The 12,906-nt window shown below is 71.7% G+C and carries 8 protein-coding genes, 1 pseudogene and 1 CRISPR repeat array; of the genes and pseudogenes, 2 read left to right on the top strand and 7 right to left on the bottom strand.

Annotated elements, in window-relative coordinates; genetic code table 11:
- Positions 1-236 precede the first annotated feature (236 nt).
- On the top strand, positions 237-1,223 hold the full coding sequence (acuI, locus tag Mterra_RS13270; RefSeq protein WP_119315616.1) for an acrylyl-CoA reductase (NADPH): 987 nt from the start codon (positions 237-239) through the stop codon (positions 1,221-1,223).
- Positions 1,224-1,333: 110 nt separating this feature from the next.
- A CRISPR array of direct repeats spans positions 1,334-2,093; the repeat unit is 29 nt; unit sequence GTTTTCCCCGCGTGCGCGGGGATGGACCG.
- A 116-nt stretch (positions 2,094-2,209) separates the two neighbouring features.
- On the opposite strand, the gene Mterra_RS13265 is transcribed toward acuI, so the two are convergent.
- The 7 genes from Mterra_RS13265 to Mterra_RS13235 all read right to left on the bottom strand — a co-directional run bounded on the left by Mterra_RS13265 (position 2,210) and on the right by Mterra_RS13235 (position 12,320).
- Positions 2,210-3,427 carry a molybdopterin molybdotransferase MoeA gene (locus tag Mterra_RS13265; protein ID WP_119315615.1) on the bottom strand — a complete coding sequence of 406 codons (1,218 nt, stop codon included), beginning with the start codon at positions 3,425-3,427 and terminating at the stop codon, positions 2,210-2,212.
- 263 nt (positions 3,428-3,690) lie between these two features.
- Entirely contained in the window at positions 3,691-4,491 is an 801-nt protein-coding gene (locus Mterra_RS13260) for an ABC transporter permease subunit (protein WP_119315614.1), read from the bottom strand.
- A gap of 20 nt (positions 4,492-4,511) precedes the next feature.
- On the bottom strand, positions 4,512-5,402 hold the full coding sequence (locus tag Mterra_RS13255; RefSeq protein ID WP_119315613.1) for an ABC transporter ATP-binding protein: 891 nt from the start codon (positions 5,400-5,402) through the stop codon (positions 4,512-4,514).
- Positions 5,403-5,488: 86 nt separating this feature from the next.
- Entirely contained in the window at positions 5,489-5,965 is a 477-nt protein-coding gene (locus tag Mterra_RS13250; RefSeq protein ID WP_119315612.1) for a GbsR/MarR family transcriptional regulator, read from the bottom strand.
- A 201-nt stretch (positions 5,966-6,166) separates the two neighbouring features.
- Positions 6,167-7,786, bottom strand: coding sequence for a GMC family oxidoreductase (locus tag Mterra_RS13245; RefSeq protein ID WP_119315611.1), 1,620 nt, complete (start codon positions 7,784-7,786; stop codon positions 6,167-6,169).
- Between the two features lie 510 nt (positions 7,787-8,296).
- The gene (locus tag Mterra_RS13240) at positions 8,297-9,871 is read right to left on the bottom strand and encodes a S8 family peptidase (protein WP_147372776.1); all 1,575 of its coding nucleotides are present in this window, start codon (positions 9,869-9,871) and stop codon (positions 8,297-8,299) included.
- A gap of 76 nt (positions 9,872-9,947) precedes the next feature.
- Positions 9,948-12,320, bottom strand: a complete 2,373-nt coding sequence (locus tag Mterra_RS13235; RefSeq protein WP_119315609.1) for a tetratricopeptide repeat protein — start codon at positions 12,318-12,320, stop codon at positions 9,948-9,950.
- A 99-nt stretch (positions 12,321-12,419) separates the two neighbouring features.
- Between Mterra_RS13235 and Mterra_RS13230 the strand changes: the two are divergent.
- Positions 12,420-12,906: pseudogene (locus Mterra_RS13230) on the top strand (C1 family peptidase); the annotation flags it as partial.

Below are 12,906 nucleotides of genomic sequence, written 5' to 3'. Positions count from 1 at the left end.
ACCGCCCCCACCACCCCCGTTCCCGGGATCTTTCCCGCAGGCCGCGAGGGCGAGGAGCGCTAAGGCCAGGAGTGCTCGAGCCGGGTGCCAATGCGTCATGGAAAACCTCCTAAAATGCCGGCCTCATCCTAAGGCGGCGTGGCGTGCCGCCGCCTTAAACCGCTTTAAGACTTCCTTAGAGCCGCGCTCAGGAGAAGCCCTCCACACGCCGGGTAGGCGACGGTTACGATGGAGGCATGGCGAGCTTCAAAGCCCTCGTGGTCGAATCCGGCGACCCCTACACCGCCCTGCTGCGCGACGTCTCCCTCGACGAGCTTCCCCCCGGCGAGGTGCTGGTGCAGGTGGCCTACTCCAGCCTCAACTACAAGGACGGCCTCGCCGTCACCGGCGCGGGCAAGGTGATCCGCAGCTTCCCCATGGTCCCGGGCATCGACTTCGCGGGGACCGTCCTCGAGTCGGCCTCGCCCGACTTCCGCCCCGGCGACGAGGTGGTGCTCACCGGCTGGGGCGTGGGCGAGCGGCACTGGGGCGGCCTGAGCCAGATGGCGCGGGTCAAGGCCGAGTGGCTGGTGCCCAAGCCCGAGGGCCTGAGCCTGCACCAGACCATGGGCATCGGCACGGCCGGCTTCACCGCCATGCTGTGCGTGATGGCCCTCGAGGAGCACGGGGTGGGGCCAGAGGGCCGGGAGGTGCTCGTCACCGGCGCGGCGGGCGGGGTGGGCAGCATCGCGCTCGCGGTGCTCGCCAAGCTGGGCTACCGGGTGGTGGCCGCCACCGGCCGCCCGCAGGAGCGGCCCTACCTCGAGTCCCTGGGCGCTGCGGAGGTCCTCGAGCGCGCCGTCCTCACCGCCCCTGCCAAGCCCCTGGAGTCCGAGCGCTTCGCCGGGGCCGTGGACACCGTGGGCGGCGCGGTGCTCGCCGGCGTGCTGCCGCGCGTCGCCTACGGCGGCAGCGTGGCGGCCTGCGGCAACGCGGGCGGGGCCAAGCTCGAGACCACCGTCTTCCCCTTCCTCCTGCGCGGGGTCAACCTGCTGGGCGTGGAGTCGGTGATGTGCCCCCGCGAGCGCCGCCTGCGGGCCTGGGAGCGCCTGGCCCGGGACCTGCCCCTCAACCTCCTCGACGCCAGCGTCCAGACCGTGGACCTCGCCGCCGTGCCCGAGCTCGCCCAGCAGATCCTCGCCGGGCAGGTGCGCGGCCGCGTCGTGGTTGATCTGGGCGCCTGAAGCCCTGCTACGATAGCTCCAGGCAAGCCCGCTTGCCGAGGGGAACTTGAAAGCTGGGCTCGAGACACTTCCGGGGGCTCGAGGGGCAGTTTTGCTCGGTAGGACCAAGTGTTTTCCCCGCGTGCGCGGGGATGGACCGACCTCGGCCAGCTCCAGCCCGCGCAGCCGCCCGTTTTCCCCGCGTGCGCGGGGATGGACCGCCGGCGCTCGAGGCCCTTGAGGTCGCCGCTGAGTTTTCCCCGCGTGCGCGGGGATGGACCGCCTAAAGCGAAAAGCCTAAAGCAAAAAGCCTAGTTTTCCCCGCGTGCGCGGGGATGGACCGCTGGCCCAGGGCGAGATGGGCATCGGCGAGTTGTTTTCCCCGCGTGCGCGGGGATGGACCGATGGCCTCGGGCAGATCGAGGCGGGCGGCCTCGTTTTCCCCGCGTGCGCGGGGATGGACCGCGGCCTCGAGGGCCGGGAAGAAGCGGCGGTAGGTTTTCCCCGCGTGCGCGGGGATGGACCGGGGATGCGGCGCTGCTTGAGGTAGTTGAACACGTTTTCCCCGCGTGCGCGGGGATGGACCGCGTTAGGGAAGGGGAAGGAGAAGGAGGGTCACGTTTTCCCCGCGTGCGCGGGGATGGACCGGTCGGGCGCTGGCGGTCGAGGGCGACGAGGCGTTTTCCCCGCGCACGCGGGGATGGACCGTTCCCCATTTACTCCCCCTGTTGGCGGGCGGCGTTTTCCCCGCGCACGCGGGGATGGACCGTGGGGGGTGAGTAACGATGGCCCGTCCCGCCCGTTTTCCCCGCGCACGCGGGGATGGACCGACCCCGCCGCGCTCGACGGGCTGGAAGGCGGGGTTTTCCCCGCGCACGCGGGGATGGACCGCCCAAGTCCTTCGTCCGCACGGTGGCCGTCACATTTTCCCCGCAGAGGCGGGGATGACTACGACTGTAGGGGGCGCAACGCGTTGCGCCCCCTACGCTGTTTTTAGGGTCTCTCGTTCAGATCGTGAAGCCCAGGGGGATCACCGTGACGCTGTCGCCCACCTTGGCGCTCGCGCCGGCCTCGAGCACCACCAGGGCGTTGCCCTCGACCATCGAGCGCAGCACGCCGCTCGACTGGTTGCCGGTGCTCTCGACGGTGAAGCCCTGGGGGGTCCAGCGCAGGACGCCCCGGCGGTAGACGCGCTTGGAGGGGTTGGCGCCGAAGGCGGTGGCGGCGGCGGCCTGCACCCCGGCGTAGGGGGGGTCGGTGCGGCCGAGCAGCTTGAACAGCAGCGGCCGTCCGAAGAGGTGGAAGACCACCATGCTCGAGACCGGGTTCCCCGGCAGCCCCAGCACCGGCAGCCCGCGGTAGTCGGCGAAGAGCACCGGCCCGCCGGGCTGCAGCTTGACCCGCCAGAAGTGGATGTTGCCCTCGCTCTCCAGCAGCCGCCGCACGAGGTCGTACTTGCCCATCGAGACCCCGCCCGAGGTCAGGAGCAGGTCGAGCTGGCCGACCCCGGCCAGGCCGCGCTTGAGCACCTCGAGGCTGTCGGGGACCTTGCCCAGCACCACCGGCTCGCCCCCGGCGTCCTGCACCTGCCCGACTAAGGCGTAGCTGTTGGAGTTGTAGACCCCGCCGTAGGGCAGCGGCTGGCCCGGCTCCACCACCTCGTCGCCCGTGGAGAGGATGCCCACTCGAGGGCGGCGCACCACCGGCAGGCTGGGGTAGCCCATGGCGGCGGCGAGCGCCACCCGGGCCGCGTTCAGCCAGGCGCCGCGGTGCAGGTAGACCTCGCCTAAGCGCAGGTCGTCGCCGCGGTGGCGGATGTCGGCGGCGTTGGCCGGCTTGAGAAGCCAGACCCCGGTGCCGTCGCGCACGGTGTCCTCGACCCGTACCACCGCGTTGGCCCCTTTGGGGACGGGCGCGCCGGTGTAGATCGCCACCGCCTGCCCCGGCCGCACCTCGCCGGAGAAGGGCCGTCCCGCCGGGGCCTCCCCCACGACCTCCAGGCGCACCGGCGTCGAGACCGAGGCCGTGATGGTCTCCTCCCCGCGCACCGCGTAGCCGTCCACCGCGCTGTCGTCGGCGTCGGGGTGGTACACCTTCGAGGCGAGGTCCTGGGCCAAGACCCGCTGGTAAGCCTGGTTCAGCGGGACCGCCTCGCTCTCGGCAATGGGCCGGACCTGGCTCAGAATGGACTCGAGGGCATCTTCGACGCTAATGTTCTGGCGCATCCTTACCAGTTTAAACCGGGGGTATAGCGGGGGGGCAGGTGTCGAAGGTATAGCGCCGATAGCCGATAGCTGATAGCCGAACGCCCAACGCCGGGCGCGGGTCGTACGTTGTACGTCCTACGCCGTACGCAAGACGCAAGACGCAAAACGCAAGACGCGAAACGCCCCTCCCTCCGGCCGGAGGGAGGGGCAGGGGGTGGGTGGGACGGCTGACGGCTGAGGGCGGACGGCGGTGAGCCGTCCGCCACGAGCCACGGGCCTCCCTACACCCCGATATCCCGCTGGCGGAAGCGCAACAGGCCCAGTGCCAGCACCAGCAGGGTGAGGCCCAGCAGGATGGCGGTGTAGCCCCAGTCGAAGCCGTTGCGCAGGGGCTCGTAGCCGGTCGCGAGGTAGAAGGGGGAGAGCTTCTGGCTGTCGGCTAAGTCCTTGTTGAGGGGGGCGAGGGCGTTCCAGAGGTAGGTCACTACGGCGGTCAGGGAGGCCAGGCCGAGGGCCGCGGCCCGCCGGCCGTTCCAGGCGCCCAGCGCCAGGGCGAGCCCGCCGAAGAGCAGGCCCAGCAGGAAGCTCCCGCTGACCGCGGCGAGCTGGTGGCTGAGGGGCAGGCTGACGCCCACCGCCTGCAGGCCGAGCCACACGCTCAAGAAGAGGAGGAGGCTCGAGAACAGCAGCGCTACCACCAGCACGCCGAGCTTCTCCAAAAACAGCCGGGTGCGGCCCACCGGGTGGGCGGCGACCACCTCGAGCTGCCCCCGCTCCTCCTCGCCCGCGATGGTCGCCGAGCCGATGCCCACGCCCTGGATGATCAGCAGCAGCGGCACCATCAGCGCGAAGAGCCGCCCTTGCAAGAAGCCTTCGGGGGTGAAGAGGTCCACTTGGTCGCTGACCCCGAAGGCGGCGAGCATGCCCTTGGGCATCGAATTGATCAGGCGTTGCAACTCCTGGCCGCTCTCCTGGATCGAGGGCAAAAACAGCACCGAGACCAGCGAGAGCGCGGCTAAGCCGATGCCGAAGCCCAGCAGGTTGCCCCGGCCCATGCGGAGGTTTTGGGTGAGGATGTGCATATCCGGCTCCTTGAAGCGCCTCAGGCGGCGCTGCGGGCGTCGTAGTAGGCGAGGAAGATCTCCTCGAGGCTGGGTTCTTGCGAGATGAAGTCGCGCACCCGGTGCTGGGCGGCGGCCTTGATCAGGGGGTCCAGGCTGCCCTGCACGGTGGCCTCGAGCCAGTCGCCCTCCGCCCGCAGGTCCTTGAGGCCGGGCACCTGGGCCCACTCCTTGGGGTTGATGGCTTCGGCGAAGCGGATGCGCACCCGGCGCAGCGAGCGCTCGGCCAGCTCGTGAATGGCGCTCACCGCCACCAGCCTCCCCTCGCGGATGATGCCCACCCGGTCGCACAGCGCCTGCACCTCGCCCATCACGTGCGAGGAGAGAAAGACCGTGGCCCCCTCGCGCCGCACCTCCTGCACCAGCTTCTGGAACTCGGCCTGCAAGAGCGGGTCGAGGCCTGAGGTGGGCTCGTCGAGGATGAGGAGCTCGGGGCGGTGCATGAAGGCCTGCACCAGCCCGATCTTCTGCTTGTTGCCCTTGGAGAGGGTGCGAAGCTTGCGGGTGGGGTCGAGGGCGAGGCGCTCGAGGAGCCCGTTCAGGTAGGCCGCGTCGAGCTTGCCCCGCAGTCGGCCGAAGTAGCGCAACAGCTCCCAGCCGGTGAGGCCGTCGTAGAGGTTGAGCTCGCCGGGCAGGTAGCCGACGCGCCGGCGCAGGGCCGGGTTGTCCCGCACCGGCTGGCCCAGCACCCAGGCCTGGCCGCCGCTGGGCCGGATCAGGTCGAGCAGCAGGCGTATGGTGGTGGTCTTGCCCGCGCCGTTGGGCCCGAGGAAGCCGAAGACCTCGCCGGGCTTCACCTCGAGGTCGAGCTCCACCACCCCCCGCCGCCTGCCGTAATGCTTGCTGAGTTTTTCCGTCCGGATCGCGCTCATGAAGGTCTCCTTACCGCGCTCGCGGCAGATCGGCTGCCTCTGGGGCAGTGCGGGTTTTCCGGGTTCGAGCCCCCGGGCCGTGGGGTTCAGGCGGTGGGCTGGGCCTCCTTGCCGCGCTGGGCCTCGAGCCGCCGGATCAGCTCGCCGAGCTCCTGCTCGAAGAAGGCGTAGAGGTCGCGCATCTCCTCCAGCCGCACCTTGCGCTCGGGCGGGGCCGTCTCCATCAGCTTGAGGCCCTTGTCGGCCAGGACCCGGAAGGCGCTCAGGCTCGCCATGCGGGTCTTCATCAAATCGGTCCAGGCGCCGGGCTTGATGCGGTAGAAGTCCTGCCGGCTGCCCCGCCTCGAGACCCGCTCGATGAGCGAGAACTGCGTGAGCATGCGGGTCATGGTGCTGACGGAGGCCTTGCTCGCACCCAACTCTTGAGCCAGTTGCGCCGCGCTCTGCTCCGGCGGGTCGCAGACCATCAGCCAGCCCAGGATGCGCCCGGCGATGCGGGGCAACCCCGCCGACTCGTACATCAGCGCGAACTCCTCGACGTATTGGTGCAGGGCGTCGGTCATACAAGGAGTTTAGTGCTTTCGGTAAGTTTAGTCAATACTGAACGTTCGAAAAGAAGATTCGTCCGCGAGGGTTGGGAAACTCAGGTCCTGTAGCTCTTGGCTTGTCGAGGGCCAAAGCGTCTCGCGTATTGCGTTCGGCGTTCGGCGTATGACCCGCGCCCGGCGCTCGGGTATCAGCCATCAGCTATCAACTATCGAAGCTCACGTCTGAGCCAGCAGCAGGTCGGCGGCCTTCTCCCCGATCATGATGGCGGGCGCGTTGGTGTTGCCCCGGACCACCCCGGGCATCACCGAGGCGTCGGCCACGAAGAGGTTTTCCGCGCCCAGCACCTTCAGCCGCTCGTCCACCACCTGCCCCATGCCGCAGGTCCCGGCGGGGTGGTAGAGGGTCTGCACGCTCTGCCGGACGTAGGCCTCGAGCTCCCCCCGCGTGCGGGCCGCGGCGCCCGGGTGAACCTCCTCGCCGCGGTAGGGGTCGAAGGCGGGCTGGCCGGCGATCTCGCGGGCGAGTTCCAGGCCCCGCAACAGCACCTCGAGGTCCTCCCCCGCGCTGAGGTAGCGCGGCTGGATGCGCGGGGCGGCCTCGGGGTCGGCGCTCTTCAGCTCGATGAAGCCCCGGCTCCTCGGGCCGACGAGGGTCGGGCCGATGGTGAAGTAATGGCCCTGGGGGTGGGTGAAGCCGTGGTTGGCGAAGTAGGCGGGGCCGAAGTGGAATTGCAGGTCGGGGGCGGGGGCTCCGGGCAGCACCCGCACGAAGGCGCCGGCCTCGGCGATGTTGCTGGTGAGCAGGCCGTCGTGGGTGAGCGCGAAGCGCACGGCCTCGGGCAGGTTCTTCACCAGGGCCTGCGCCTCGGCCACGCTGCGCGGGGTCTCGCGGCGCAGCACCTTGCCCAGGGGCACCGCGTCGTCGAGGCTCACGGGCTTCTTGCAGCGCCAGATCACCGGCAGGGCCAGGTGGTCCCACAGGTTTTGCCCCACCGGCAGGTCGAGGCGGGGCTCGAGGCCGTGCCGGCGCAGGTGGTCGGCGGGCCCGATCCCCGAGAGCATCAGCAGTTGGGGCGACTGCACCGCCCCGGCCGCCAGGATCACCCCGCGCTCGGCGTGCAGGGCGTGGAGGGTGCCCTGGTGGCGCACCTCGACGCCGGCGGCGCGGGTGCGCTCGAGCAGCACCCGCTGCACCCGCGCCCCGGTCAGCACGGTGAGGTTGGGGCGGTGCAGCACCGGCTTGAGGTAGGCGCTGTAGGCCGAGTGGCGCTGGCCGTTCTTGCAGGTCACGTGCAAGAGCCCCACGCCCTCCTGATGGGGCCCGTTGAAGTCGTCGTTGCGGCGGAGCCCGGTCTGCACGCCCGCCTCCACGAAGGCGTGGGAGAGCAAGTTGGTGTAGCGCCGTACCTCCACGTTGAGCGGCCCGCTGTCGCCGTGGTACTCCGAAGGCCCCAGCGGGTGCGTCTCCATGCGCCGGAAGTAGGGCAGCACCTCGCGGTAGCCCCACCCCGGCTGCCCCCACACGTCGTAGTCGTAGGGGTTGCCCCGGATGTAGATCATGGCGTTGATGGCGCTGCTGCCCCCCAGCACCTTCCCCCTCGGCCAGTACAGCTCCCGCCCCGCCAGGTTCTCCTGGGGCTCGGTGTAAAACGCCCAGTCGGCCTCGGTCTTGAACAGCTTGTAGAACGCCGCCGGGGCCTGGTGCAGCAAGCCCCTCTCCACACCCCCCGCCTCGAGCAGCAGCACCCTCAAGCCGGGCCGCGCGCTCAGCCGGTTCGCCAACACGCACCCCGCCGACCCGCCCCCCACGATGATGTAGTCGTAGCTCGTCCGCACTTTTTGGCCGTCCTTTTGAACCGAGTATAAGGGGGAAGCGGGAAGCCATGAGCGGTAAGTAATACCGGGTTCAAAAAGATAATCATCCAACCCAGAACCCTGGAGGCTATCTTTTTGGACCCTAGAGCACACCCCTCCCTGACGGCCGGCGAAGAAAGCGTCTCCCTTCCAAGGGGCGGTATCGCCCTCCGCTACGCGGATAACTTCGGCCGGCCGCCCCGCCTTGGCGGGGCGGCGTCACCGTTCGGTGACGAACGGACCGAATCGGGTATAAGCCTTCAGCCGTCAGCTATCAGCCATCAGCTTGTGGCTCGTTGCCTGTGGCTCATGGTTGCCCCACCCCAACCCTCCCCGCGAGCGGGGAGGGTTTATCCCCCCTAACCCCCCTTGCTAAGGGGGGCAAAGAAAAGGCGTCTTGCGTCTTGTGTTTGGCGTTTGGCGTTTGGCGTACGACGTACGACGTACGACGCACGACGCGCGCCCCGCACCCAGCTACCGGCCATCGACGCCCTAAGGCTCACCCCCCAAGTCCAGGAGCCGGTCCGTCAGGCGGCCCCGGTCGGCCTCGGGGAGGGTTACACGGCCGGTGCTGGCGCTTTCCAGGATCTTGTTCTGCAGCTCGAGCGGGCTGGCGCCGGGGAGTTTTTGCCGCCACAGGGCCACGGCCCCGGCCACCAGGGGGGCGGCGAAGGAGGTGCCGCGGTTGGTGTCGCGCGGCTGGCCGTAGGCGTCGGTGGCCTTGACCAGGCTGCCGGGGGCCAGGAGGTCCACCCAGGCCCCGCGGTTGGAGTAGGCGGAGGGCTCGAGGGTGGCGCTGCCCGCGGGCTTGCGTACGGCCCCCACCGCGATCAGGCCGCCCAAGTCGAAGGCGGCGGGGTAGCTGCGGGGCTCGTAGAGGGCGCCGCGCAGGTAGTCGTCCCAGTCGTTGCCCGCCGAGGCCACCACCGTCACGCCCAGGGCGATGGCCTGCTTCAGGATCAGCTCGAGGACGTCGCGCTCGAAGCCGCCGGTGTCGCCGCCCAGGCTGAGGTTGAGGACCAGCGGCCTGAGGTCGCCCTTGAAGCGCGCATCGGCGTAGCCCAGCGCCCAGCACACCCCACGCACCACGTCGCTCGTGCGGCACCGGCCCTGCGGGTCGCACACCTTCACCGGCAGCACCTCGGCTCCGGGCGCCACCCCGAACTGGTTGCCGGCGGCCAGGCTCGCCACCTGGCTGCCGTGGCCCTGGGCCTGGCCCCCGGTCGGCACCCCGTCCTCGCCGGCGAGGTTGCCCACGTAGTCGTCGCCGGTGTACTCCGACTCCCCCGCCGCCGTGAACCGCTTGCCGGGGAGCAGCCGGCTGCCCCACTCGCTGAAGCTCTGCAGGCCCACGCCGGTGTCGAGCACCGCGATGAGGGTGCCCTTGCCCGTGAGCCCTCGCGCGTGGGCCGCCGGGGCCGCCACCTCCTCGCGCCCGTCGAGGGGGGTGTATTCGGCCCCGGTGCCCCAGGTGCTGATGGGGTTGACCCCCAAGATGACGTCCGGCCGGCCGGCGGCGCGCCGGTCGAGCTCGGACAGGACCTCCTCGAAGCTCGAGGAGGTGCCGGTGTACGTCGCTTCGACCAGCGAGCCCGCGCAGACCCCCGGCCCGCCCAGCGGGGTGATGGTCGTGCTGAAGGGGAGCTGGGTGCCGGCGAGGAACTGGCTGATCTGGTCCTTGGTCGCGCCCGGCGCCGAGAGGAGCAGGGCGGTGGGGGGCGAGCCGGCGGCGAGGTACGAGCGGCCCAGCACGTACAGCGTCCCGGTGGCGCGGTGCTGGCCGTCGAGGACCTCCAGCGTTTGGGGCCCGCCCCAACCGCCGCCGGAGTAGGTGCCGTCCTGGTTGGGGGTGGGTGCGGGGATGGTGAAGACGACGGCGTTGCCCTGGACCTGGCTCCCGAGCGCCTTACCCGCCACCTTCACCTGGGGCTGGGCGGGGGTCCAGCCCAGCGCAAGCGTCACGCTCTTCCCCAGGGTCGCGTAGCGCGGGGGAAGGGAGTGGGTGGTGAGCCCGTCGCAAGCCCCGAGCAGTGCCAGCAGAGCGGTCCATCCGAGCCAGTGTCTCATCATCGGCCTCCAGCCAGAGCGTTCCCTCGAGGACGTAGGCGCTGATTGGCATGCCCACAGCCTGCCCGAGGGCCCCTTAACGGCGCATGAACGTTTCCATGGTAGCGCGCACCTCCCGCGCCATGGCTAAGAACCCGCTGCGCTCGAGCAGCTCGACGGCCTGCTCCCAAGCCGGGACGTTGCCCTCGAGCTCGGCCAGGTTGGCTAGGGCGATGGCGGTGAGCTGGGCGTCGCCGGCCTGCTGGGCGAGCTCGAGGGCTTTGGCGTAGGCCTGGCGGGCGCTGGCGGGCTGGCCGCCGTGGCGGATCACCCCCAGGCCGTTCCAGGCCAGGGCGGCGGGGGTGAGGGCCCCGCTCTCGAGGGCCAGGTCGATGGCCCGCAGGAAGGCCTGCTCGGCCTGCGGCAGCTCGCGGCGGTTGAGGTGCCCCTGGCCCATGTTGAACAGCACCATGGCCCGGGCGGAGGGGTCCTCCCCGGCGGCCTGCATCACCTCGGCGAAGGCCTCCTCGACGTAGCCGCCCAGCACGCTGCGGGCCACGGCGCGGTTGTTCAGCGCCCACAGCCACCTCGAGCGCTGCCCCGCCGCCTGCCACAGCGTCGCCGCCCGGCTGAAGAGCTCGAGCGCCTCCTGGGCCTGCCCCCGGCGCAGCGCGATCTCGCCCAGGGTGTTCAGGGCCTCGGCCTCGGCCTCGAGCGGGCCCCCCAGCGCGGCCTCGGCGGCTTTGCGGGCCTCGTCGGGGTAGCCCAGCTTGAACAGCAGCCGCGAGGCGAGGGCCTGGGTCTGGGGGGTGGGCTCGAGGCCCTCCAGCAGGTCGAGGGCCTGGCGGAAGAGGCTGCTGCGCTCGAGGGCCCGCGCCCGCAGCAGGGCGGTCTCGGGGGAGGGGGGGCTGTCCTCGAGCAGCTCCACCGCCCGCTTGGGGAAGCCGCGCCGCAGCAGCTCCTGGGCCCAGTGGTGGAAGGCCCGGCGCACCTTGGGCAAGTCGGCAGGCTCCCACAGCGCCCGGGCGCGGCGGTAGAGCGGCAGGGCCTGGGGGTCGGGGAGCAGGCGGGCCAGCGCCAGGCTGAGCCGCTGGGCGAGGGCGGGCTCGCCCTCGAGGTGGCGCAGGGCCACGCCCTGGCCGCGCACCGCGCCCGAGGCCTCGACCAGGCCCATCTCCAGCAGGGTCTCGTGGGCCTGCACCAGGGCGGCGGCCTCCAGGCCCAGCGCCTGCCGCACCGTGCCGAGGTCGGGGGAGGGGAGCAGGGCCAGCGCGGCGTAGACCTCGCGCTCGGCAGCGCCCAGGCGCAAGAGGCGGGCCTCGAGCGCCTCCTCCAGCGGCTCCCCGCGCAAAAAGGCCCCCACCAGCGCCGGGACGCCCCCGGTGGCCTCGAAGGCGCCGGGGTGCTCGGCCAGGTCGGGGGCGGTGAGGGGGCCGAGCTCGAGCCGCAGGTCCACGGGCAGGGGGGCCTCGCCCTGCCCGGCCAGCACCACGGCGAAGTCGGGGCGCAGGGCGTGCAGCCGCGACAGCAGTTGCCGGCTCTCGGGGTCGGCGGCCTCCCAGCCGTCGAGCAGCAGGGGTTCGGCGGCTCGGGCCAGGCGGCGCAGCAGCGCGGTCTCGCTGCCCTCGAGGTCGCCCAGCAGGGGCTCGAGGGTGGCGTAGGGCAGCCCCGAGCGCCCGGGCAGGTAGCGCCCGCCCCTGCGCAGGGCCAGCTCGCGCAGCAGCGTGGTCTTGCCCATCCCCGGCCCGCCGCGCACCCAGGCCCACCGGCCGGGCTCGAGGCGGCCCAGGCGCTCCAGCTCGGCCCCCCGGCCGACCAGGCCGGGCCTGAGCCGCCCGCGGGCGGTCTCGGGGGTGCTCTCCAGGCGCAGGCCCAGCTCGCGGGCCTCGCGCTCGACGGCCTCGCAGGCGGGGTGCTCGGCGGCCCGCAGCAGGCGGTGGAGGCGGGGCAGTTCCTCGGGCTCGGGGGGCGGGCAGCCCGGCAGGCGGTAGGCGGCCTCGGCCAGCCGCCCGGCCTCGGCGAAGCGGGCCAGGCGGGCCTCCTCCTCGGCCTGCCACAACAAGGCGGCGCGCAGCTCGCGGGCCAGGCTCTCGCGGGTCTCCCAGACCCACTCCTCGAGCTCGGGCCCCGCCTCGCCCAGGTCCAAGCCCTCGGCGAAGGCGCCCCGGTAGAGCCCGAAGGCCTCGCGGGTGCGGCCCGCGCGCAGGTGCTCGCGCAGCTCCGCCGCGTCGCACCCCGAGCCCGCCCACACCCGCTGCTCGTCGGCCTGGGCCGCGCCCAGCTTGCGCAGGTGGTTGAGGGCCACCGCCAGGTTGTTCATGGGGTTGGGGGCCTCGGGCCAGAAGAGCTCGGCCACGAAGCGGCGGGGCTTGGGGCCCTCCAGCGCCAGGTAGGCCAGCAGCAGCAGGGGCTTCTCCCGGCGGAACTTGCTGCCCTCGAGCTCGAGGCCGCCCAGGCTTTTGAGCCGCATGGCCCCAGCCTACACAAAACGATAAGGGCTCGTTAATGGCCCCCCGGCTACCCTCGGCGCAGGTTCGGAAGCGACCGGCCTGTGGAACAAGGAGGAGCCATGAATACCCGGACGATCCTCGCAGCACTCACCCTGGCCCTGCTGGCGGCCTGCGGGGCCCAGCCCCAGCCGCCCGCCCCCGGCGACGCGCCCCCACAACCCGTCGAGCACAACGGCCGCCCGGCGGCCAAGCTCGCCGACGGGGGCGTGTACGTGCTCAACCGCGCCCGGGAGGTGGAGGAGGCCCAGGCCTACTACGAGCGGCTCCTGGAGGAGCAGGAGCCCCAGGCCGCGCTGGTGAGGCCCGCCAGCCTGCCCCCGCGCGCCGACCTTCGCCCCAACCAGACCCCCGTCCGCGACCAGATGGGGCGCGGCACCTGCACCAGCTTCGCCAACACCGCGCTGCTGGAGGCCTTCTACAAGAAGACCTACCGCCTCAGCCTCGACCTCTCCGAGCAGTACGCCAACCACGTGCAGAAGATGGGCACCCTCATCTACCCCTCGCCCGCCGCCGCCAACCGCGAGAACGGGCTGGGCATGTGGGGCG

Origin of the sequence: Calidithermus terrae (genome assembly GCF_003574345.1) — a bacterium.
GTDB classification, from domain to species: Bacteria; Deinococcota; Deinococci; order Deinococcales; family Thermaceae; genus Calidithermus; species Calidithermus chliarophilus.
The sequence above is the reverse complement of the archived record's forward strand: the minus strand, read 5'-3'. Positions and strand labels throughout refer to the sequence as shown.